Genomic DNA, 22,494 nt, shown 5'->3' with positions numbered 1-22,494 from the left:
ATCACTTTTGATAGCAGCTGTTTTTATTTTTCATTTGGTTATTCTTTGAGAAATCTGTAAGTAGTGTTATACTAATTTTAGAGCATTTTAACGGAAAAAGGAGAGGTTATTTTATGGCATGGGAACAAACATTTAATCAATGGAAAAACAGTGAACACTTAGATCCACAATTAAAAGAACAATTGACCGCATTAGAAGCAGATCCTGCGATGTTAGAAGACGCTTTTTATATGCCTTTGGAATTTGGGACTGCCGGTATGCGAGGAATTTTAGGACCTGGTATCAATCGGATGAACATTTATACGATTCGTCAAGCAACCGAAGGATTGGCTCGCTTTATGGATACACAAGATCCTGAAACAAGACGTCGTGGCGTAGCGATCGCCTATGATTCCCGTCATTTTTCACCTGAGTTCGCGATGGAAGCGGCAAAAACATTGGCAAAACACGATATTCCAGCCTTCGTCTTTGAAAGCTTACGTCCGACGCCAGAATTATCTTTTGCTGTGCGTTACTTAAAAACCTTTACTGGAATCATGATCACAGCTTCTCACAATCCAGCCGAATACAATGGCTACAAAGTATATGGGGAAGATGGTGGACAAATGCCACCAGCAGATGCGGATGCATTGACAAAATTCGTTCGGGAAATTGAAAATCCGTTAGAGATCCCTGTTTTAAGTGAAGAAGAAGCCAAAAACAGCGGCTTGATCTCTATTATTGGCGAAGAAATCGATACTGCCTATCTGAAAGAGATCAAAGAAGTCACGATCGATCAAGAATTGATCGATACGGTGGGCAAAGATTTGAAACTTGTCTATACACCACTTCACGGAACAGGGCGGATGCTTGGGGAGAAAGCGTTGAAACAAGCTGGTTTCCAACAATTCATTATTGAACCTTCTCAAGCGGTTGCTGATCCAAATTTCAGTACAGTAAAATCACCGAATCCAGAAGAGCACTCTGCCTTTGAATATGCGATTGCTTTAGGAGAAAAAGAAGGTGCTGACCTGTTGATCGCAACAGATCCAGATGCCGATCGCTTAGGAGCTGCAGTAAGAATGCCAGATGGCAACTACCAAGTGTTGACAGGTAACCAGTTAGGCGCATTGATGATCCGTTACATTTTAGAAGCCCATAAAACAGCTGGGACATTGCCAGAAAATGCAGCAGTCTTAAAATCGATCGTTTCTAGTGAATTGCCAACAGCGATCGCTAAATCCTACGATGTGGATATGATCAACGTATTGACCGGCTTTAAATTTATTGCCGAAAAAATCCAAAAATTTGAAAAAGACCATTCTCAAACCTTTATGTTTGGCTTTGAAGAAAGCTATGGCTACTTAGTAAAACCATTCGTACGGGACAAGGACGCGATCCAAGCGCTCGTTTTATTAGCAGAAGTGGCTGCTTTTTACAAACAATCAAACAAAACATTGTATGACGGTCTGCAAGATATTTTTGAAGAGTACGGTTATTATGCAGAAAAAACGATTTCTGTAACGATGAGCGGCATGGAAGGGGCAACTAAGATTGCTGCCTTGATGAAGACTTTCCGTGAAAAAGCACCTTCTGTCTTCGCAGGAACCCCTGTCGTACAAACAGAAGACTTTAAACTGTTGACTCGTGTGGGCTTAGATGGTCACCAACAAAAAATGACCACACCGCCTTCTGATGTTGTGAAATACACCTTGGAAGATGAAAGCTGGATTGCGGTTCGTCCTTCTGGGACCGAACCGAAAATCAAGTTTTATATTGGTGTAAAAGGCGAAACGGCAGAAGCAGCAGAACAAAAAATTGCTGATCTGCAAGCAGCGATTGAAGAAATCACAGGTGAATAAAGTCATCTGCTGCCTTCATAATCAAAAAATTGCAATTTGACTGAATGATCCGAGTGGTAGAAAAAGAAGCATTTGTTTCGCCAACGAACAGTTGTTGAGGGACCTAAGCTTCTAAAGGGAATTTTCTGACACTTGGATCTATTCTTGTCTTTTATCTAATTACTTCTCCTTGTTTGGCGGCCGCTGATTGACAAGCCGTCTATCAAGGGCTAAAATGCAAAAGGAAATAAGAGAGGATGTGGCGCGATGACTCCGCCTAAATTAGAGGAAATTCAGCAAGTAACGCAGATTTTTAAGATGCTTAGTGATCCGACCAGATTAAAAATTTTGTTGTCCCTTCAAGAGGGTGAACGCAATGTCACTTCAATCGCGGAACAAGTACATATGGAACAATCAGCAGTCTCTCATCAGTTGAAACTATTGAAAGATAATCGGATCGTAAAGTCGGAAAGACAAGGAAAAACCATCCTTTATAGTCTTGATGACAAACATGTTGTGGATATTTTGCAAAAAACATTCGAACATATCCATCACCGTTAAAACTAGGGCGAGAATTTCTCAAAAGTCCTAGTTTTTTCTTATTGTTTTTGGTATGCTAGTGGAAATATTAAAATTAGATGAACGGTTTTTAATAACGTTTTCAGTTAGGGGGCATTATGGGTAAGCAATTGAACATTGGATTATTAGGAATGGGTGTTGTTGGCAGCGGGGTATGCCAAGTGTTGGCAGAGCAAAAAGAAGCCATTCTGACACGCACAGGAGTCAGTGTGCAAATCACGAAAGCATTAGCTTCGCCTTATGAGGATAAGTCTGCGTTAGCAGCTAAGTATGGGTTTGCTTTGACGAATGAGGCAAATGAGTTGTTTGAAGATGAGACCATCGACGTAATTGTGGAATTGATCGGGAAGATCGATCCGGCAAAAGCGTTTATTTCAGCTGCTTTAGAAAATAAAAAGCATGTTGTGACGGCAAATAAAGATTTGATTGCCACCCATGGACCTGAACTGCTGGCAATTGCTGAAAAAGCCGGTGTTTCTCTTTATTATGAAGCCAGTGTGGGGGGAGGAATTCCGATTTTGCGCACATTGAGCACCCACTATCTACCTGATACCATCACAGGAATTTTTGGCATCGTCAATGGGACGACCAATTATATGCTGACGAAAATGACGGAAGATGGCATGACCTATGAAGATGCGTTGTCACAAGCTCAAGTAAAAGGTTTTGCCGAATCAGATCCTACCAATGATGTTGACGGTATCGATGCGGCTTATAAAATGGTGATCCTGACCAAATTTGCTTTTGGGAAAACAATCGACGTTGCTGATGTTGCAACAAAAGGTATTCGCGGATTAGCTGTAGAAGATATTAAGCAGGCACAAGCTTTTGGCTATGAAGTGAAATTGATTGGCGCAGCTCAAAAGACTGATGACGGTTCCCTTACTGTATCGGTTGGACCGGTGTTAGTACCCAAAAACCACGCCTTGGCGACGATCCAAAATGAGTTCAATGGTATTTTTATCAAAAGCGACGGAATTGATCAGTCGATGGTTTATGGACCAGGGGCTGGATCGCGTCCGACAGCCACTAGTGTGGTTGCCGATTTGACGGTATTGGCTAAAAACAAAACATTCGGGATCGTTGAACCTTTTTTAACCTTTGAAAAAGAAACTGCATTGGCTTCGGTACAAGAAGTTCCTGTGCAACACTATGTTTCCTTTTCAAGTAAAGACCTTAATGCAGCTTCTTTCCCAGAATGGTTTGAATCAAAGCACACAGCATTTGATGAAGCAAGCCAACGAATAGCTGGAATCACGAAGCCAATCAGTGAAAAGGAACTAACAGTAGCACTCAAGGCATACGCGAATACGCAAAACGTGCAAATAATGAAAGTGATGGAGGAATAAACATGTATCAAGGATTATTGCATCAATACAAGGAATATCTCCCAGTTAATGAAAATACCCCAGCATTGTCGCTGGCTGAAGGAAATACACCTCTGATTCCATTACCAAGTCTTTCAAATGAATTAGGGATCCAATTGTATGGAAAATACGAAGGCCTGAATCCGACAGGCTCATTTAAAGACCGCGGCATGGTGATGGCGGTGGCAAAAGCGGTGGAAGAAGGCGCGAAAGCGATCGTTTGTGCCTCGACAGGAAATACCAGTGCGGCAGCAGCCGCTTATGCGACCAGAGCAGGAATCAAAGCTTATGTCGTCATTCCAGAAGGCAAGATCGCTATGGGGAAACTGGCGCAAGCGATCGTTTATGGAGCGGACATCATTTCGATTCCAGGAAACTTTGATGAAGCGTTAAAAGCAGTCCGGGATATTGCGAAAACAGAAGCTGTGGCATTAGTGAACTCTGTCAATCCTTATCGTTTAGAAGGACAAAAAACAGCTGCCTTTGAAGTATGCGAACAGCTAGGACAGGCGCCTGATGTTCTTGCAATTCCTGTCGGCAATGCTGGGAATATCTCGGCTTATTGGAAAGGATTCAAAGAATGGCATGAGAAAAAAGGCACCACGTTGCCAAGAATGCATGGGTTTGAGGCAGAAGGTGCGGCTGCCATCGTTCGTGGGGAAGTCATTGAACAGCCGGAAACCATCGCTACAGCGATTCGGATCGGCAATCCAGCCAGCTGGCAGTTGGCAGAAGCCGCTCGTGATGAATCAAATGGACACATCGATGCAGTAACCGATGAGGAAATTTTGAATGCTTACCGTAAAATTGCTGCGCAAGATGGTGTGTTTATTGAACCAGGCTCAGCTGCATCGCTGGCTGGTGTCATCCAGCACGTGAAAGCAGGGAAAATCAAACCAGGTGAGACTGTCGTTGCCGTCTTTACTGGAAATGGTCTGAAGGATCCTGATACAGCTATCAAAGCGACAGAAGTAACCATCAATAAGATGAGTGATTTAGAAGAAATGCGCCAGCATCTTCGTGAAGGAGTTGCCAAGTTATGAAGATCCGCGTTCCTGCAACCAGTGCGAATTTAGGGCCTGGCTTTGATTCCTGCGGGATTGCCCTGTCAAAGTATTTGTTCATCGAAGTTTTAAAAGAAAACGATACATGGGAAATCATCCATGAGCTAGGCTCAGAGATCCCAAACGATGAAACTAACTTACTTTTGCGTGTGGCACTAAAATTAGCACCAGACATGAAACCCCTGAAGATCCGTATGAGTTCGGATATTCCTTTGGCACGAGGCTTAGGCAGTAGTTCCTCGGTGATCGTCGCTGGTATTGAACTAGCCAACCGAATGGCACACATGAATCTGAGTGCAGCACAAAAGCTTGAGATCGCAACTGCCATTGAAGGGCATCCTGACAATGTTGGACCAGCGATCTATGGAGATTTTGCAGTTGCTGCTTATGACCATCAGCACAAGCATACGTATTTAGTAAAGCATCATTTTCCAGAGTGCGAGATCATTGCCTATATTCCTCATGAAGAACTTTTGACTGAAGCAAGTCGTCAAGTCTTGCCGCAAACACTTTCTCACGAGCAAGCAGTTGAGGCCAGTGCGATCGCCAACGTGATGATCGCAGCGGTCATCAATGGCAATCTGCCTCTTGCAGGGAAATTGATGCAGCAGGATCGCTTTCATGAAGCCTATCGGGAAAAGCTTGTGCCACACTTGTCGACCATTCGCCAGATTTGCGAAGAAGAAGGCGGCTATGGCTGTTTCTTAAGCGGTGCTGGACCAACGGTCTTAGCGATCGTCCCAGAGGAACGGGCAGAACGAATCTCAAAACTTTTACATGCCTTGGAGAGCAATGCGTATATCGAACAATTACAAATCGATCGTGAAGGGCTGCAAGTTTTTTAAAAAACTTTGAAATGATAGATATTCTAAAAAAGATGAGCAGACGGCAGTCTGTTCATCTTTTTTTATTGCGTTATCGTTATCAGTCTTTTGTCTCTGAAGTGTAATAGCTATGGTCTTCTAAGTTTAATGCATTTAAAATCATTGAGGCGGTTTCTTCGATGGAAAGGGAAGCGACATTGATCACGACACAACCTAATTTCTCATAAAGATCATTAGCAAACGTCAGCTCTGCTTTGATTTTTTCAATATCGGAATATGCAGAATCAGGGTTCAGGCCATAAGAACGCATCCGTTCTTTGCGGATACTGTTTAACACATTCGGATCATTTGTTAACCCGACGATTTTTTTCGGATCGATTTCCCAGAGCTGTTTCGGGATGTGGGCTTGTGGAACCAAAGGCAAATTAGCGACTTTTAAGTTTTTGTTCGCTAAAAATAGACTCAACGGTGTTTTTGAGGTTCGAGAAACCCCTAGTAACACGACATCTGCTTCCAAGAAGCCACGAGGGTCTTTTCCGTCATCGTACATGACCGCAAATTCCATGGCTTTGATGCGTTTGAAATAATTTTCGTTCAGGTGGTGCAAAGCCCCTGGCTCTCGTGAAGGTGCTACTCCAGTGCGGCGTGCCACTTCACTGACAGGCGGTGTTAATACGTCGAAATGATAGAGATCCGCTTCTTCACAAAAATGATTCGTCAAATCCACGAGTTCTTCTTTGATCAAAGTGTGAAGGATAATGGCATTGTGTTTCTTAGCATCTGATAATGCTTTGATCAAGTGCTCTTTCGTGTGGATAAATGTGCGTCTAAAAAGGTTAAATTCGACGCTGGGGTACTGTGCCATTGTCGCTTGGGCAAGCTTCGATGCTGTTTCACCGGCAGAGTCCGACAAAACGAACATCGTCACTGCAGCACTGGTTTGCAATTTTTCTTGCAAGTCTAGTTGTTCTGGTTCATTTGGCTTCATAAGAAAAATCCTCTCTTGCTTTTTTATTGATTTCATTATACCATACTTAAGATTGATAGAATCGGAATGATTTTGATTTATCAGGAGGGTCTACGATGAAAAATCAAACGCTCATAGAGCATGCCATGACAACGTTGAAAGAAAATGGCTTTAAAAATACGAAAAAAAGAGAAGCGATCATTACCTATTTAGTGAAACGCAATCGCTATTTACCGGCAAAAGAAATTCATGAATACATGTCGGAAAAGTACCCTGGCTTGAGTTATGATACGATCTACCGGAATTTGCACGATTTTTCTGAGATCGGTATTTTAGAAGAAACAGAACTGAACGGTGAGATGAAGTTTCGCTATAACTGTTGTGCAGAATTAGAAGACCATCATCACCATCACTTTATTTGTACGGTTTGTGGCAAAACAAAAGAACTGCATATTTGCCCAATGGACTTCTTTCAAGAACAGCTTCCCGGTTGCTTGATCGAGGGTCATCGCTTCGAGATTTTGGGTCGTTGTGAAGAATGTCAATGAAAACCCAAACAAACTTGACAGTATCGAAGACTTTTTTAACAGAATGCCTTGACACTTTTTCAGGGGTTAGCTATAATTTTTAAAGGACAGTCGTGTTTTTTGGGATTTTATTTCAATAACAACTACGGTTACTTTTTAAGCTCGGAGGGAGGGAATTTACATGTCAAAAACAGTCGTTCGCAAAAACGAATCACTTGACGATGCTCTTCGTCGCTTCAAACGTTCCGTGTCAAAAGCGGGTACTTTACAGGAATCTCGTAAACGTGAATTTTACGAAAAACCTAGCGTAAAGCGTAAGAAAAAATCTGAAGCAGCTAGAAAACGCAAAAAATTCTAATTTTCTACTGTTTTGAGAATTGGAGCTGGTAGTGTGACACTACTAAGTACACTGAATGATGACATGAAGACAGCGATGAAAGCCAAAGACAAGGAAACCTTGCAGGTGATCCGCATGTTGAAAGCATCAATTCAAAATGAGCAGATCAAAAAAGGTTCTGACTTGAATGAAGAAGAAGAGTTGACCGTTTTATCTCGTGAGATGAAGCAACGTCGGGACTCTTTACATGAGTTTGAGAAAGCTGACCGAAATGATCTAGCTGAGAAAGTCAAAGTTGAAATTGCAGTTGTTGAAAAATATTTGCCAGCACAACTTGATGAAGCGGAAATCCGCCAAATCGTTGCTGGAGCGATTGAAAAGACTGGTGCTTCTTCTTCCAAAGAATTTGGAAAAGTGATGGGTGCTGTAATGCCGCAAGTCAAAGGCAAAGCAGACGGCAATCAAGTCAATGCGATCGTTAAAGAATTATTGGATCAAATGTAAGCTCACGCCGCGAGTATGGATGACATGCTCGCGGCTTTTTTTCTGATTTCAAAAACTTAAAAAAAGCATAAGGACAAAAAGGAAACTACCCTTGGACTTTATAAGTAATTTTTCTTTTTTCCATCTTATGTTATTATTAATAAGAACGCCAAAAAAGGAGCTGTAACATATTTGACAGACAAAACTATGACGATCGAGATAACACTTAGTGAGAACGATGACGTTCGTTTACTCTTAGGTGCTCACGATAAGAACATTAAAATCATTGAAGACTCGACGGGGACGGTCATTCACACTCGTGGGGAGCTGATCCAAATCGTCGGCGAAGCGGAAGCTACAGAAAAAGCACAATCCGTGATCCGAGCGTTGCAAGAGTTGATCAAACGAGGCATCAATATCAGTACTCCTGATGTGATCACAGCTTTGAACATGGTAAACAAAGGCAGTCTTGATTATTTCAAAGATATGTATGAAGAAGAAATCATCAAGGACCGTAATGGGAAACCGATTCGGGCAAAAAATGCCGGTCAAAAGAAATATATCGAAGCTGTCCGTAAACATGATGTGGTCTTTGGGGTCGGACCAGCCGGAACCGGAAAAACCTTTCTGGCCGTCGTAATGGCGATCGCTGCTTTAAAGAAAGGTCAAGTGCAAAAGATTATTTTGACACGGCCCGCGGTTGAAGCAGGAGAGAACCTTGGCTTTCTGCCAGGCGATTTGAAAGAAAAAGTCGATCCTTACTTACGCCCCGTTTATGATGCGTTGTATCAAATTTTTGGGATGGATCATACGAACCGTCTGATGGAACGAGGCGTCATTGAGATCGCACCATTGGCATATATGCGTGGACGTACGCTAGAAGATGCCTTTGTCATTTTAGATGAAGCGCAAAATACGACGATCGCTCAAATGAAAATGTTTCTGACGCGTTTAGGATTCAACTCCAAAATGATCGTCAATGGCGATACGAGTCAGATCGACTTGCCAAAAGGGACTTTAAGCGGTTTGATCCATGCGGAGCGAACGTTGCAGGAGATCCCTAAAATTGCTTTTGCTAATTTTGAAGCAGGAGATGTGGTGCGGCACCCAGTTGTGGCCGATATCATTCGAGCTTATGAAGAAGCAGATCTTAAAGACAAGCGCTGATCGTCTTTCAGGAGGAGAACTATGATCATTCAACCACTACGGAAACTTAGAGAAAGACTCGGGAAGTTTTATTTACCAGTTTTGATGTTTCTCTTCTTTCTTTTTTCGATTGGTATCATGTACACCAGTGTCAAACAGAATAATGTCGATTATAGTGAAGGCCAGGTGGCGGAAGAAAACATTCGTGCCAATAAAACGATCGAAAACACTACTGCAACGGAACAAAAACGCAAATTGGCAGCAGAAGCGGTTCCGCCAGAGTACACCTATCAGGATACTCTAGCGCAGACACAGCACGATCGCATCGACCACCTTTTTGACTTAGTTGATTCAGTCAAAAAATCAACGGATGAGACACATGCAAAAGAAGTTGCTGAGGCGGATGAGGATGAAAATATCCCTAAACCGAGTACGGATGAATACATCGCAGCCTTAAAAAAAGAGTTTGAAAAAATGAGTGATGATGAACTTGATTTCTATCAGTCATTGACGAATAATTTTTTGTCGACATTGTTTTCATTAAGTACCGATGAATTGAATACGGTACGAACCTATGCGTTGCAGCTAGTAGACGAGCAAATGGCCAAACAGATCCGTCAAACAGAACTCAGTACTTTCCGCTCAGAGGCGGAAGACAAGATCCAATTTCTAGATGTTACTTCGGATATGGCGTCCGTTTTACGCTTCATTGTCAATCAAGGAATCGTCGTCAATGATATTCCCAATGAAAAGCGGACGGAAGAAGCGAGACAAACCGCCATGGATGCTGTTCCACCGGTAATGATCTATCAAGGAGAGATCATTGTTCGTGAAGGATCACAGATCGATGCCAACGCATTGGAAAAGCTGCAGCTTTTAGGAATGACCAATCAGACCTTCTCAGTTTTTCCATTAATCGCTTTAGTTTTAGCGACCTGCTTACAAATGCTTATGCTGTTTTATTATACAAGACAGACAAAAGATGTTGAAAAGCGAATGAACGCCGTCACTTTTTATATTTTGGCGATGGCATTCAGTATCTTGATCATGAAATTTTTCCAACTGTTCCAATCAGAATTAGTGACCTTTATTCCGCTCTTTTTCCCAGCAGCCTTTACACCGCTGATTCTAAGCATTTTCTCCAGCAGACGTTTAGGGATATTAGCCGCGATTTTCCAAGTGGTCAGTGCACTCTTCATTTACTTTGATTCCAGTGGGACCAACTTGTTGACGACTGTTTTAGTGACCTATCTCTTCTCTGGGTTGATGGGGACGATGATCAAACGAGCACGTATCGCCAGTCAAGGGAAAATCGCAGTCATGTGGGTGATCGTTTTCCCATTACTCTTAAGCATCATGTTGGTCATTTTCCAAGGAATGGATTTGGCCCGCGGCAATACGTGGACAACACTCGTCTGTGGATTGGCCGGCTCGCTTCTTAGCTATTTGCTGACGATGGGGTTGCATCCATATATCGAATTATTGGTAACGGATGAAAGTATGATCGTGTTGAATGAATTGAGTAACCCGAACCACCCGTTATTGAAGCAGTTGCTGGAAGAAGCACCAGGGACCTATCATCACAGTATGATGGTTGCTAATCTTAGCGCCAATGCCGTCGCCGAGATCGGTGGGCAAAGCTTACTGACCCGCGTGGCTTGTTATTACCATGATATTGGCAAAGTCAAACATGCCAATTTCTTCGTAGAAAATTTACCTGCTGGTGCCGAAAACCCGCATAATTTTTTGCTGCCGGAAGACAGCAAACAAATCATCTTCGGTCACGTGATCGACGGAGCGGAAATTCTCGAAGAAGCCAAAATGCCGCGGATGGTGATCGATATTTGCCGTCAACACCATGGCACAACTCTGATGCGTTATTTCTATGTAAAAGCTCAAGAGCGTAATCCCGAGGTGACGGAAGAAGATTTCCGTTATCCTGGGCCAAAACCGCAGACACGAGAAGCGGGTGTCGTGAGTATCGCTGACAGTTGTGAAGCAGCTGTTCGAGCGATGGAAAATCCGACCAATCAAAAAATTCAAGAATTTGTTGCGAATCTCATCAATGATCGGATCTTAGACGGTCAATTAGATGAAACGGGACTAACGTTGAAAGAAATCCGGATGATTGAAAAATCACTGGTCAACGGACTATGCAGTACCTTCCATTCACGGATCAAATACCCAAAAATGAAATCGGAAGCAGAGAAAATGAAAGAAGAACAAGAAAGAAGAGAGCGCTAATGGAGATTACCTTTTTAGATGAGACAAATTCAGTGGGGGAAACGAAGATCAAAGAGATCGAAGGACTTCTGCAATTTGCTGCAGGACATTTAGACCTTCCAGAGGATACGGAAATGTCCGTCACGTTTATGGACAATGCAGCCATCCAAGAAATCAATCGGGAGTATCGCGGCAAAGATATGCCGACAGATGTCATCAGTTTTGCCTTCGAAGAAGAAACGGCGGAGGAGATGCCGATTATTTTTGACGAAGCCCTTGAAGAGATGCCTCGTGATCTAGGAGACATTATGATCTCCATAGAACGGGCAAAGGAACAAGCTGCTGAATATGGGCATACCTATGATCGGGAACTTGGTTTCTTGGCGCTGCATGGTTTCTTGCATATCAATGGCTATGATCATATGACACCAGAAGATGAAAAGGAAATGTTTGGATTGCAAAAGGAAATACTGGATGCCTATGGACTCAAAAGATAAGAATATTGGGAAAAATAAACAGTTTATCTCGTCAATCGAATTTGCTTTCACCGGTATAAAAACCGTCTTTAAAGAGGAACGTAATATGCGTAAACATGTTGGGTTAGGCATCGTTGCGATCATTGCAGGTTTTATTTTCCGTTTGAATCAAATGGAATGGCTTTGGCTGCTGTTAGCCGTTTTCTTGGTCTGGATCGTGGAGATCATCAATACAGTCTTTGAGAATGTCGTTGACATGTTTACGGACTTTCATTTCCATCCAATCGGGAAAAAAATCAAAGATATGGCAGCTGGTGCTGTGCTGATGACCGCAGTTTTTGCATTAGTGGTCGCAGCGATCATCTTCTTGCCAAAATTGCTGCAGCTCTTCTGATACGCACTAAAACCACAAGATAAAGGGGAACAACAATGACAACACACAAATCAGGCTTCGTTGCGATCGTCGGACGGCCAAATGTTGGGAAATCCACACTACTAAATCGAGTTGTAGGACAAAAAATCGCTATCATGAGTGACAAGGCGCAAACGACTCGTAATAAAATCCAAGGGGTCTATACGACAGATGACGCACAGCTCATCTTTATCGATACACCAGGGATCCATAAACCCAAACACCGTCTAGGCGATTTTATGGTGGAAACCGCCTATAGCGCACTTCGTGAAGTTGACGTGACACTATTTATGATCAGTGCCGATCAAAAGCGCGGCAAGGGTGATGATTTTATCATCGAACGGTTGCGTCAAAGCCAGACGCCGGTTTTCCTAGTGATCAATAAAATTGATAAAGTCCATCCGGATGCTTTATTGGCAATCATTGAAGATTACTCCTCACAAATGGACTTTGCCGAGATCGTACCGATTTCTGCAACGGAAGGCAATAATTTCGAAACGCTAATGAAACTATTGGTCGATGAAATGCCTGAAGGTCCTCAGTATTTCCCAGAAGATCAAATCACTGACCATCCGGAATACTTTATCGTTTCCGAGCTGGTACGGGAAAAAGTCTTGCTGCTGACCAGAGATGAAGTGCCTCACTCGGTAGCGGTCGTCGTTGACTCCATGAAACGAGATCATAATGATAAGGTGCATATTCAAGCGACGATCATTGTCGAACGTGACAGCCAAAAAGGCATTATCATCGGTAAAGGCGGTAAAATGCTGAAGCAGATCGGGACGAAAGCCCGTCTAGATATTGAACACTTACTAGATGACAAAGTCTTCTTGGAATTATGGGTGAAAGTTCAAAAAGATTGGCGCGACAAGCAAACCTTCTTAACGGATTACGGCTATCGTAAAGATGAGTATTAAGGAAAGGCAGATCCATCACGGTCTGCTTTAAAGAGGAAAAACTGATGCAGTTAGCGAACTGGATCAGTTTTTTTCAAGAAATGAGGTGCGACGATGAATCTTGTTGAAACAAAAGGAATTTTGCTTTTTTCAAAGGACCATAAAGAAAAAGACAAGCTAGTCAAAATCTTTACGGAATCTGCCGGGAAGCAAATGTTTTATGTCAAGGGTGCTCATCGGAAAAATAACCCCTTGGCACCAGCGTTGCTCTCCTATACTGAAGCCACCTACATGGGAACCATCAAAACGGAAGGCTTGTCCTTTTTAAACAATGCCAAAGACATCCATCCTTTTCGTACGATCCAAAGTGATATTTTTATTGCTGGTTATGCGACCTACTTGTTGAATTTGGCTGATTCTGCTATCGATGATCGGGTCTATGACCCACATCTATACCAATTTTTACATGAGGCATTGCACTTAATGGATCAAGGGAACGACGCAGAGATCATCACCAATATCTTTGAGATCCAGATTTTGCACCGTTTCGGGATCACTCCGAATTGGACCCATTGTGCCATCTGCGGAAAAACCGACGGTCGGTTTGACTATTCCTCAAAGTATAGCGGTATTTTATGCGAACAACACTGGGGGATGGACGAACGTCGCTATCATGCGGATTCTCGTGCGATCCATTTTATTCGCTTATTTTCGCAAATATCCTACGAGCAGATTGCTTCGATCAAATTAAAGCCAGAAACGAAAGCAGCGATTCGACAAGTGATCGATCTATTGTATGATGAATATGTGGGCATTCATTTAAAAAGTAAGAAGTTTATCGATCAGATGGGGCAATGGCAAGACGTCTTAAAACCGAAAAATCAATGATAGAGTTGGCGAAACTTCAATGGAGTTAAGCCGACTCTTTTTTTGAATAATGCGGTAAAGTGACTCGCATCCTGAAACCCTACAGCAAAAGCGGCTTGCTGAATGGGCAGATCCGGCTGTGCCACCAAAAGCTCTTTGGCACGGGTCATGCGATAGTTTAATAAGTATTGGGCGGTGGATTGTCCTAAAAAACGCTGGAACAACCGAGAGAGATATTGAGGCGAAACATAGACTAAACCAGCCAATTTTTTGATCGTGATCGCCTGATCATAATTGGTTTCGATTTCTTGTATAACAGGGACCAGATATTGTTGAAACAAGGGGTGTTTTTCGGTTGGATTCCCAGAGCGCTCTTGCATGATCGCCAGCAAAAAACGATAACACTCACTAGAAGCCCGTAACGGATCCCAGCTTATTTTTTGGTCTTCTTTAATGCGTTGTTTGATCCAAGTCATATAGGAAAAAGTTTTAGACTCTTCAACTAAAAGATAAGGTTGACTTGTAAATTGTTTTAATATCTCAGCTGCCAAAGGTCCTTGAAAGGTAGCGAAGGAGGTTTTCCAATCTGATAAGGGATAGTAGCGATGAGGAGTGAAAGGGAAAATCAAGATGCCTTCACTGGGACGTAAAATAAAGGATTCTTGACCAAAGGTGACGCGACCTTCTCCTTGTTCTGTCTGCAGCCAATGAAAGTAAGGGTAGCCATCGAGACGAACAACGTCATCTTGTGGCCAATCGTTTCCGATACTTTCAAGCGACAAAGGCAACTGCTGGTTTGTTTGATAAAAATAAATAGGCATGTTCAACCTCCATGTTTCGAAAAGTTATAAAATAGTGTTTCATGTATTATACTACAACAAAATGAAAAGCCTTACAATAAGAGAGTAGAAATCATTTTATTTTAAAGGAGCGTTCACTTATATGACAAAATTTTTTGATCGAATTCTATTCGGCGGCGATTATAATCCAAATCAGTGGCCGAAAGAGATTTGGGAAGAAGACATTCGGATCTTTAAAAAAGCAAGTATCAATAGCGCGACCGTCAATGTTTTTTCATGGGCAAAGATCCAACCCTTTGAAAATTGTTATGATTTTGAGGAATTGGATCAAATCATCGAAAAATTAAGTACGGAGGGCTTCGACATCGTCTTAGCCACTTCCACAGCTGCTTTGCCAGCTTGGATGTTTAAGAAGTATCCAGAAGTCGCTCGCACCGATTATGATGGACGCCATCATAAGTTTGGGCAACGGCACAATGCCTGTCCCAACAGTTTGGTTTATCAAAAATACGCAGAACGCTTGGCAACGAAATTAGCCGAACGTTACGGCGAAAATCCACAAGTGACTTGTTGGCACATCAATAATGAATACGGCGGCGAATGTTATTGCGACAACTGTGAAAAAGCGTTTCGTGTCTGGTTAAAGGATAAATATCATACGATCGAAGCACTGAATAAAGCCTGGAATATGGAATTTTGGGGTCATACCGTGTATGAATGGGATGAAATCGTGCTGCCAAATGCGCTGTCAGAAGGAATCGGCTATGACAAGACGGCATTTGCAGGAATTTCTATTGACTACCGGCGGTTCAACTCGGATAGTCTTTTAAAAAACTACATGATGGAGCGGGACGCTATTCGGAAAATCGATCCCACAACACCGATTACAACGAATTTGATGGGAACCTTTAAAGGACTGGATTATTTCAAGTGGGCAAAGGAAATGGACCTTGTTTCGTGGGATAATTATCCATCATACAATACGCCATGGAGCTTAGTAGCCATGACCCATGATTTGATGCGCGGGTTAAAACAGCAACCCTTTATGCTGATGGAACAAACACCTTCCCAACAAAACTGGCAGCCTTATAATTCATTAAAAAAACCAGGACAGATGCGGGCGCAAAGCTATCAAACGATTGCTCATGGGGCAGATACGATCCAATACTTCCAATTGCGACGTTCCATTGGTGCTTGTGAGAAATTCCATGGAGCTGTTATCGAACATGTCGGTCATGAAGACACGCGAGTTTTCCGAGAAACGGCAGCTCTTGGTGCTGAATTAGCGCAGCTTTCAGACATTATTGGGACGCAAACTCAAGCACAGGTTGCCGTGATTTTCGATTGGGACAATTATTGGGCATTAGAATATACGAGTGGTCCGACCGTTGATCTGAAGTATGTAGAACAGATCCATCGCTACTATCGTTATTTTCATGAACAAAATATTGCCGTCGACTTGGTTCCCGTGGATGCTGACTTATCAAAATACAAATTAGTCGCAGCACCTGTTCTCTACATGATCAAAGAAGGAATGCAAGAGCGGCTCACTGATTTCGTCAAACAAGGTGGTTCTTTACTTACCACGTATATGAGCGGTATCGTTGATCAATCTGACAACGTTCACTTAGGGGGCTATCCTGGGCCATTGCGGGAGTTAGCTGGCATCTGGGTGGAAGAAATCGATGCATTAGCCCCAGAACAATCAAACGTCGTTTCCTTAGTCAATGAAGAACTGACAGGAACCAGTAATTTAGTCAGCGATTTGATCCATTTAGAAACCGCCGAAGCGCTAGCGCATTACACAAGCAATTTCTATGCAGGAATGCCGGCAGTGACGAAAAATATGTTTGGCGATGGCACCGTCTATTACTTTGGTGGACAGTTGGAAGATCAGCTGCAAGATCAGCTTTTCAAAACGATTGTCGAAGAAAACGATATCACCCCAGTGATCGAGGAAGCAACAAAACTAGAAGTTGCCTGTCGTGAAAATGCAGAGGCGAAATTCTTCGTTATCATCAATTTCCACGAAGAAGCACAACCGTTGCCAGCAATGTTTGTTGGAAAGACGGATCTTCTGACGGGTGAGGTTCTTTCTTCAGAAATGATGCTGACACAATACACCACCTATATCGTCAAAGAGGAGCGTAACTGATGCGAACTTTTGCTATCGAAGATGACTTTTATCTAGACAAAAAGCCGTTCAAAGTGATCTCTGGAGCGATCCATTATTTTCGGGTCGTTCCTGAATATTGGCAAGATCGATTAGAGAAACTACGCTTGATGGGTTGTAATACTGTGGAAACCTATGTTCCGTGGAATCTCCATGAAGCACAGGAAGGCGTCTATCAATTTGAGGGGATCCTTGATTTGCGGCGATTTATCCAAACGGCACAAGAAGTAGGGCTTTATGTCATTTTGCGACCAGCACCTTATATTTGTGCAGAATGGGAATTTGGGGGACTGCCTTATTGGCTTTTGCAAGATCCCATGATGAAGCTTCGGTTTGATTATCCACCATTTATGGAAAAAATCACTCGTTATTTCGCCCATTTGTTTCCACAAGTGCGGGATCTGCAGATCACCCAAGGCGGTCCGATTTTAATGATGCAAGTAGAAAATGAATACGGCAGCTACGCCAATGATAAAGAGTATTTGCGGAAAATGGTGGCTGCGATGCGGCAACAGGGTGTAGAAACGCCGTTAGTGACCTCTGACGGACCTTGGCACGATATGTTAGAAAACGGCACTATCAAAGACTTGGCATTGCCTACGATCAACTGCGGCTCCAACATCAAGGAAAACTTTGAAAAACTTCGAAGATTTCACGGAGAAAAACGGCCACTGATGGTCATGGAATTTTGGATCGGCTGGTTTGATGCTTGGGGTGATGACCATCATCATACAACATCAACGGCTGATGCAGTAAAGGAACTTCAGGATTGCTTGGCAGAAGGTTCTGTCAATATTTATATGTTCCATGGCGGGACCAATTTTGGCTTTATGAACGGGTCAAACTATTACGAGCGCTTAGCACCGGATGTCACTAGCTATGATTATGATGCCTTGTTGACAGAATGGGGAGAACCTACTGCCAAATACCAAGCCTTCAAAAAAGTGATCGCTGACTATGCGGAAATTCCTGAGTTTCCCTTGAGTATGAAACTTGAGCGAAAAGCTTATGGAACATTCTCAGTGAAAGAACGAGTCTCCTTGTTTTCGACGATCGACACGATCAGTCAACCGATCATAAGGAATTACCCTTTATCGATGGAAGCCTGCAATCAAGCGACAGGTTATATCTACTATCGCTCACTGATTGGGCCTGCACGGAAGATTGCCGACTACCGTCTGATCAATACGATGGATCGTGCCCATACGTTTATCAACCAGGAACTTTTGCGCATCGATTACGATCGAGAAATCGGTCAATCCTACAGTTTCGATCTATCAGAATCAGAAAACGAGTTGGGGATCTTGGTGGAGAATATGGGGCGGGTCAATTATTCCGTTAAAATGAACCATCAGCACAAAGGCATTAAAGACGGTGTGATCATTAATGGCGCATTCCAAAGCAACTGGGAAATCTATCCCTTGCCGATGGATAATTTGCATGCCATTGATTTCCAAGGGAAATGGCAAAAAGGCCAACCAAGTTTCTCACGCTTTGAATGTGTTTTTGATGAATGTGCAGATACCTTTATCGAATTGCCGGGCTGGGGCAAAGGGTTTGTCCAAGTCAATGGTCATATGATCGGCCGTTTCTGGGAAAAAGGACCGCAGCAGCGCTTGTACGTCCCGGCGCCGTTTTTAAAAACTGGAATGAATGAGATCATTGTTTTTGAAAGTGATGGGAAAATCGCTGATGAGATCGTCTTTCATGATCAGGCGGATTTAGGTCCAGAAGGATAAAAGTTCAAATTAATCATTGACAAACCCTAGCTTCAACTACTATCATAAGGGTAATCGAATCCGTGCTATGACCGGAAGAAAGAAAGAAGACCATTCCATGAAGCGAACTTGGGAGAGTGAAAGCCAAGTTGGAACCTTATTTCGCAGGCGTCCGTGAGCATGATCAATGAAGCTGCCGACTTGTCGGAAGTAGGGTGGAACCGCGAATGTATCGTCCCTATATCTATACACTTTGTATAGATATAGGGACTTTTTTATGATTCACACCAAGAATAGCCAAAAACAAAGGAGGTTTTTTTATGTTATTTGATATGACGATTCCAGCAAGTGCGTTTACCGAAAAAAAGCTCAAAGTATTAGCAAGTATTCCACTGCAGGTTCGACTTTTAAAGGATGAACAGCTTTTACATGAATTTACAACGAGTCCAGACCAAATGCTTTACGACTTATCTGATATTTTAGAAGCAGATGCCGTGGTCGAAGTAAAATTGATCCCCGGATCAGTTGTCGAGTTTTATCCTGTCGTCAATGCGTTATAAGAAAGGAAGAAAAAGATGAGTAAACTAACTGTGCAAGAGATGATTTTGACTTTGCAAAAATTCTGGTCTGAAAACGGCTGTATGCTGATGCAGGCCTATGATACAGAAAAAGGGGCTGGAACCATGAGCCCATACACATTTTTACGTGCAATCGGTCCAGAACCATGGAACGCCGCTTACGTAGAACCTTCTCGCCGTCCAGCTGATGGCCGCTACGGGGAAAACCCAAATCGTTTGTATCAGCACCACCAGTTCCAAGTCGTGATGAAGCCCTCTCCTGAAAATATCCAAGAGCTTTATTTAGAAAGCTTGCGTCTTTTAGGGATCGATCCATTAGAACATGATATTCGTTTCGTCGAAGATAACTGGGAAAACCCCTCAATGGGTTGTGCAGGTCTTGGTTGGGAAGTTTGGTTAGATGGGATGGAGATCACCCAGTTTACTTACTTCCAACAAGTTGGTGGCTTAGCGTGTAAGCCAGTGACATCAGAGATCACTTACGGCTTAGAACGTCTAGCATCTTATATTCAAGAAGTTGAAAGTGTCTACGATCTTGAATGGTCTGCAGGTGTCAAATATGGTGAGATTTTCCGCCAACCTGAGTATGAACATTCAAAATACTCCTTTGAAGTCAGTGACCAAGACTTGCTTTTAGGGAACTTCGATCGTTTTGAAAAAGAAGCAAAACGCTGTATCGATGAACGCTTAGTTCATCCAGCTTACGACTATATCTTAAAATGCAGCCATACCTTCAACCTGTTGGATGCTCGTGGCGCAGTCTCCGTCACTGAACGTGCTGGGTACCTCGCACGTATCCGTAATATGGCCCGTCAAGTAGCAAAACTATTTGTAGCAGAACGGGAAAACCTCGGTTATCCATTGCTTGATCCAGAAGTGGCGCAAAAACTGATTGAGGAGGGAAAATAAGATGGCACAAAACCTATTATTAGAAATCGGCTTAGAGGAATTACCTGCGCATGTCGTAACCCCAAGTATGAAACAATTACAAGAAAAAACGGCAGTTTTCTTAGATGCTCATGCATTACCTTATACAGCGATTGAAGCTTATTCGACACCTCGTCGTTTGGCAGTCTATGTCACCGGTCTTCCTGAAAAACAAGCCGATACACAAGAAGACGTCAAAGGGCCAGCGAAAAAAATCGCCTTAGACGAAGCAGGCAATTGGTCGAAAGCAGCTCAAGGATTTGTTCGGGGGCAAGGATTGACAACCGATGACATCACCTTCCGTGAATTAAAAGGTGTTGAGTATGTCTATGTAACGAAACATACCCAAGGTCAACCAACCGTTGAGGTATTGAAAGGATTGCAGGAAGTAATCACGAGTTTGACGTTCCCAGTAACGATGCACTGGGCAGACTACGATTTTGAATATATCCGACCAATTCATTGGATCGTCGCACTCTTTGGTGAGCAAGTCATTCCTTTCCAAATCCTTGATATTGTTACCGGACGCGAGTCAAAAGGTCATCGTTTCTTAGGTGAGGCAGTCACGTTTGATCATGCGGATGACTATTTGGAGAAAATGAAGCATCAGTTTGTCATTGCTGATCCAAGCGAACGTCAACAAATGATCACCGCACAAATCAATGCGATCGCTCAAGAAAACAACTGGCGGATCGATTTAGATGAAGACCTACTCGAAGAAGTGACAAATCTGGTTGAATACCCAACAGCTTTTGTAGGGGACTTTGAAGAAAAATATCTTTCTGTACCTGAAGAAGTGTTAGTTACTTCTATGAAAGAACATCAACGCTACTTCGATGTCCGCACCCTTGATGGAGAATTGCTGCCGCATTTCATCTCTGCCCGCAACGGGGATGCCGTGAAAATTGATAATGTCATCAAAGGAAACCAAAAAGTACTGACCGCCCGTCTAGAAGATGCTGAGTTTTTCTATAATGAGGACAAAAAATTGACCATCGACCATTGCGTGGAAAAGCTTAAGCAAGTCACCTTCCACGAAAAAATTGGCAGTTTGTATGAAAAAATGCAGCGTGTTGGATTAGCTGCACAAATCATCGGGAATACTGTTGGTTTAACACAAGAAGAACTGACTGATCTCCAACGGGCAGCTCAAATCTATAAATTTGATTTAGTGACAAATATGGTGGGAGAATTCCCTGAATTGCAAGGAATCATGGGGGAAAAGTATGCCTTGATACAAGGAGAAAAACCAACAGTTGCCCAAGCGATTCGTGAACACTACATGCCGATCTCAGCAGAAGGTGAACTGCCGCAATCGAAAATCGGGGCTGTTTTAGCCATTGCGGATAAATTGGACAGCTTGCTTGCGTTCTTCGCTGTCGATATGGTTCCAAGTGGTTCAAACGATCCTTACGCACTCCGCCGGCAAACGTACGGAATTATCCGCATCCTAGCTGAAAAACGCTGGTATTTCCCATTTGCTCAGTTACAAGAAGAGATTCGTGAAGCTATTAATGCCCAACCGGAAATTTTTGGTATTCAACTTGCCGCAGGTCAAGAACAAGTGACCGATTTTGTGAAAGGCCGTCTGCGTCAATTCTTACTCAGCAAAAATACGCGTCATGATGTCATTGAAGCTGTTTTAGGCGCACGCCAAGCAGATATCAGTACGCTATTTGAAACGGCTCAAATGTTAAGAGAACATTTGCAAGACACCGACTTCAAACCATCGATGGAAGCCTTGACCCGAGTAATCAATTTAGCGAAAAAAGCCGAATTGGAACAAGTAGCAATTGATCCTGCCTTGTTTGAAAACGACTCTGAAACTGCCTTGTATGAAGCGGTCTTAACAGTAGAGAACAAGTTCCCACATCAAACGATGGAAGAAAACTACCAAAGCTTAGTGGCACTGCGCCCATTGATCGAAGCTTATTTTGATCAAACAATGGTCATGGTGGAAGATGAACAGATTCGCCGCAACCGTTTTGCCTTGTTGGATAAAATCGCGAAGATGAGTCTGGCAGTGGCTAGTTTAGATGCTTTGATTACAAAATAAAAAGCAGCTTGCAGTTGCACATTTCTGAATAAAAAAGCTGGAACTGAAAGAATCAGTTCTGGCTTTTTTTCTATGTTTCTCGATTTTTTTTGTACTTAGAATTGCTTTCTTGCAGTGTTAAATATTATATAATAAAAAACATTTTGACCCATTACTTTTCAAGGGATCGAACGATTCTTCGGCTTTAATGATTGGGGATTTGATGATGCTTATAATGATACAAAGATTCTCATCATACAGACCGATTCATTTTT

21 protein-coding genes are annotated in these 22,494 nt (G+C 42.8%); 19 read left to right on the top strand and 2 right to left on the bottom strand.

What is annotated here, in order from left to right; all coding sequences use genetic code 11:
* The first annotated feature begins 113 nt into the window (after window positions 1–113).
* From IGK63_RS09145 to thrB, 5 genes are all read left to right on the top strand, one after another.
* On the top strand, window positions 114–1,841 hold the full coding sequence (locus IGK63_RS09145) for a phospho-sugar mutase (RefSeq protein WP_429972481.1): 1,728 nt from the start codon (window positions 114–116) through the stop codon (window positions 1,839–1,841).
* A gap of 246 nt (window positions 1,842–2,087) precedes the next feature.
* Entirely contained in the window at window positions 2,088–2,381 is a 294-nt protein-coding gene (locus IGK63_RS09140) for an ArsR/SmtB family transcription factor (protein WP_005235473.1), read from the top strand.
* 116 nt (window positions 2,382–2,497) lie between these two features.
* Window positions 2,498–3,748 (top strand): homoserine dehydrogenase, encoded by a 1,251-nt coding sequence (locus tag IGK63_RS09135; RefSeq protein ID WP_016612216.1) that lies wholly within the window; start codon window positions 2,498–2,500, stop codon window positions 3,746–3,748.
* A 2-nt stretch (window positions 3,749–3,750) separates the two neighbouring features.
* Window positions 3,751–4,809: a threonine synthase gene (thrC, locus tag IGK63_RS09130; RefSeq protein WP_005235476.1), complete on the top strand. Its 1,059-nt coding sequence runs from the start codon at window positions 3,751–3,753 to the stop codon at window positions 4,807–4,809.
* On the top strand, window positions 4,806–5,675 hold the full coding sequence (gene thrB / locus IGK63_RS09125; RefSeq protein ID WP_008378411.1) for a homoserine kinase: 870 nt from the start codon (window positions 4,806–4,808) through the stop codon (window positions 5,673–5,675). The genes thrC and thrB overlap by 4 nt, the downstream gene beginning before the upstream one ends.
* Before the next feature lie 79 nt (window positions 5,676–5,754).
* Here the strand turns inward: thrB and IGK63_RS09120 are convergent, their stop codons facing one another.
* Complete coding sequence (locus tag IGK63_RS09120) at window positions 5,755–6,642, bottom strand: pyruvate, water dikinase regulatory protein (RefSeq protein ID WP_008378409.1); 888 nt, start codon at window positions 6,640–6,642, stop codon at window positions 5,755–5,757.
* 95 nt (window positions 6,643–6,737) lie between these two features.
* Between IGK63_RS09120 and IGK63_RS09115 the strand changes: the two genes are divergently transcribed.
* From IGK63_RS09115 to recO, 9 genes are all read left to right on the top strand, one after another.
* Window positions 6,738–7,169 carry a Fur family transcriptional regulator gene (locus IGK63_RS09115; RefSeq protein ID WP_008378408.1) on the top strand — a complete coding sequence of 144 codons (432 nt, stop codon included), beginning with the start codon at window positions 6,738–6,740 and terminating at the stop codon, window positions 7,167–7,169.
* Between the two features lie 160 nt (window positions 7,170–7,329).
* Window positions 7,330–7,506, top strand: coding sequence for a 30S ribosomal protein S21 (gene rpsU / locus IGK63_RS09110; protein WP_002356740.1), 177 nt, complete (start codon window positions 7,330–7,332; stop codon window positions 7,504–7,506).
* A gap of 33 nt (window positions 7,507–7,539) precedes the next feature.
* A complete protein-coding gene (locus IGK63_RS09105; RefSeq protein ID WP_005235483.1) occupies window positions 7,540–7,989 on the top strand; it encodes a GatB/YqeY domain-containing protein in 450 nt (149 codons plus the stop codon).
* Between the two features lie 186 nt (window positions 7,990–8,175).
* Window positions 8,176–9,135, top strand: coding sequence for a PhoH family protein (locus IGK63_RS09100; protein WP_016612213.1), 960 nt, complete (start codon window positions 8,176–8,178; stop codon window positions 9,133–9,135).
* Window positions 9,136–9,156: 21 nt separating this feature from the next.
* Window positions 9,157–11,358 (top strand): HD family phosphohydrolase, encoded by a 2,202-nt coding sequence (locus IGK63_RS09095; protein WP_016612212.1) that lies wholly within the window; start codon window positions 9,157–9,159, stop codon window positions 11,356–11,358.
* On the top strand, window positions 11,358–11,834 hold the full coding sequence (gene ybeY / locus IGK63_RS09090) for an rRNA maturation RNase YbeY (protein WP_008378268.1): 477 nt from the start codon (window positions 11,358–11,360) through the stop codon (window positions 11,832–11,834). Before IGK63_RS09095 ends, ybeY begins: the two co-directional genes overlap by 1 nt.
* Complete coding sequence (locus tag IGK63_RS09085) at window positions 11,818–12,207, top strand: diacylglycerol kinase family protein (protein WP_016612211.1); 390 nt, start codon at window positions 11,818–11,820, stop codon at window positions 12,205–12,207. The genes ybeY and IGK63_RS09085 overlap by 17 nt, the downstream gene beginning before the upstream one ends.
* A gap of 35 nt (window positions 12,208–12,242) precedes the next feature.
* Window positions 12,243–13,142 carry a GTPase Era gene (era, locus tag IGK63_RS09080; protein ID WP_008378264.1) on the top strand — a complete coding sequence of 300 codons (900 nt, stop codon included), beginning with the start codon at window positions 12,243–12,245 and terminating at the stop codon, window positions 13,140–13,142.
* 93 nt (window positions 13,143–13,235) lie between these two features.
* Complete coding sequence (recO, locus tag IGK63_RS09075; protein WP_005235491.1) at window positions 13,236–14,009, top strand: DNA repair protein RecO; 774 nt, start codon at window positions 13,236–13,238, stop codon at window positions 14,007–14,009.
* Here the strand turns inward: recO and IGK63_RS09070 are convergent.
* Window positions 14,003–14,809, bottom strand: coding sequence for an AraC family transcriptional regulator (locus IGK63_RS09070; protein WP_008378261.1), 807 nt, complete (start codon window positions 14,807–14,809; stop codon window positions 14,003–14,005). The genes recO and IGK63_RS09070 overlap by 7 nt on opposite strands.
* Window positions 14,810–14,930: 121 nt before the next feature.
* On the opposite strand from IGK63_RS09070, the gene IGK63_RS09065 reads away from it, so the two are divergent.
* From IGK63_RS09065 to glyS, 5 genes are all read left to right on the top strand, one after another.
* Window positions 14,931–16,943 carry a beta-galactosidase gene (locus IGK63_RS09065; protein WP_016612210.1) on the top strand — a complete coding sequence of 671 codons (2,013 nt, stop codon included), beginning with the start codon at window positions 14,931–14,933 and terminating at the stop codon, window positions 16,941–16,943.
* Complete coding sequence (locus tag IGK63_RS09060; protein ID WP_005235498.1) at window positions 16,943–18,700, top strand: glycoside hydrolase family 35 protein; 1,758 nt, start codon at window positions 16,943–16,945, stop codon at window positions 18,698–18,700. The genes IGK63_RS09065 and IGK63_RS09060 overlap by 1 nt, the downstream gene beginning before the upstream one ends.
* Window positions 18,701–18,999: 299 nt before the next feature.
* On the top strand, window positions 19,000–19,239 hold the full coding sequence (locus tag IGK63_RS09055; RefSeq protein ID WP_008378255.1) for a hypothetical protein: 240 nt from the start codon (window positions 19,000–19,002) through the stop codon (window positions 19,237–19,239).
* 15 nt (window positions 19,240–19,254) lie between these two features.
* Complete coding sequence (gene glyQ / locus IGK63_RS09050) at window positions 19,255–20,166, top strand: glycine--tRNA ligase subunit alpha (RefSeq protein ID WP_005225852.1); 912 nt, start codon at window positions 19,255–19,257, stop codon at window positions 20,164–20,166.
* 1 nt (window position 20,167) lies between these two features.
* Entirely contained in the window at window positions 20,168–22,240 is a 2,073-nt protein-coding gene (glyS, locus tag IGK63_RS09045) for a glycine--tRNA ligase subunit beta (protein WP_016612209.1), read from the top strand.
* Window positions 22,241–22,494 lie beyond the last annotated feature (254 nt).

It is taken from the genome of Enterococcus sp. AZ040, assembly GCF_050499185.1.
Taxonomy (GTDB): Bacteria; Bacillota; Bacilli; order Lactobacillales; family Enterococcaceae; genus Enterococcus_D; species Enterococcus_D entomosocium.
The sequence above is the reverse complement of the archived record's forward strand: the minus strand, read 5'-3'. Positions and strand labels throughout refer to the sequence as shown.

Bases quoted from the DNA above. Each gene is read 5' to 3' on its own strand.
- IGK63_RS09145 (WP_429972481.1), top strand. From the start codon at position 114: ATGGCATGGGAACAAACATTTAATCAATGGAAAAACAGTGAACACTTA.
- IGK63_RS09140 (WP_005235473.1), top strand. From the start codon at position 2,088: ATGACTCCGCCTAAATTAGAGGAAATTCAGCAAGTAACGCAGATTTTT.
- IGK63_RS09135 (WP_016612216.1), top strand. From the start codon at position 2,498: ATGGGTAAGCAATTGAACATTGGATTATTAGGAATGGGTGTTGTTGGC.
- thrC (WP_005235476.1), top strand. From the start codon at position 3,751: ATGTATCAAGGATTATTGCATCAATACAAGGAATATCTCCCAGTTAAT.
- thrB (WP_008378411.1), top strand. From the start codon at position 4,806: ATGAAGATCCGCGTTCCTGCAACCAGTGCGAATTTAGGGCCTGGCTTT.
- IGK63_RS09120 (WP_008378409.1), bottom strand. From the start codon at position 6,642: ATGAAGCCAAATGAACCAGAACAACTAGACTTGCAAGAAAAATTGCAA.
- IGK63_RS09115 (WP_008378408.1), top strand. From the start codon at position 6,738: ATGAAAAATCAAACGCTCATAGAGCATGCCATGACAACGTTGAAAGAA.
- rpsU (WP_002356740.1), top strand. From the start codon at position 7,330: ATGTCAAAAACAGTCGTTCGCAAAAACGAATCACTTGACGATGCTCTT.
- IGK63_RS09100 (WP_016612213.1), top strand. From the start codon at position 8,176: ATGACGATCGAGATAACACTTAGTGAGAACGATGACGTTCGTTTACTC.
- IGK63_RS09095 (WP_016612212.1), top strand. From the start codon at position 9,157: ATGATCATTCAACCACTACGGAAACTTAGAGAAAGACTCGGGAAGTTT.
- ybeY (WP_008378268.1), top strand. From the start codon at position 11,358: ATGGAGATTACCTTTTTAGATGAGACAAATTCAGTGGGGGAAACGAAG.
- IGK63_RS09085 (WP_016612211.1), top strand. From the start codon at position 11,818: ATGGACTCAAAAGATAAGAATATTGGGAAAAATAAACAGTTTATCTCG.
- era (WP_008378264.1), top strand. From the start codon at position 12,243: ATGACAACACACAAATCAGGCTTCGTTGCGATCGTCGGACGGCCAAAT.
- recO (WP_005235491.1), top strand. From the start codon at position 13,236: ATGAATCTTGTTGAAACAAAAGGAATTTTGCTTTTTTCAAAGGACCAT.
- IGK63_RS09070 (WP_008378261.1), bottom strand. From the start codon at position 14,809: ATGCCTATTTATTTTTATCAAACAAACCAGCAGTTGCCTTTGTCGCTT.
- IGK63_RS09065 (WP_016612210.1), top strand. From the start codon at position 14,931: ATGACAAAATTTTTTGATCGAATTCTATTCGGCGGCGATTATAATCCA.
- IGK63_RS09060 (WP_005235498.1), top strand. From the start codon at position 16,943: ATGCGAACTTTTGCTATCGAAGATGACTTTTATCTAGACAAAAAGCCG.
- IGK63_RS09055 (WP_008378255.1), top strand. From the start codon at position 19,000: ATGTTATTTGATATGACGATTCCAGCAAGTGCGTTTACCGAAAAAAAG.
- glyQ (WP_005225852.1), top strand. From the start codon at position 19,255: ATGAGTAAACTAACTGTGCAAGAGATGATTTTGACTTTGCAAAAATTC.
- glyS (WP_016612209.1), top strand. From the start codon at position 20,168: ATGGCACAAAACCTATTATTAGAAATCGGCTTAGAGGAATTACCTGCG.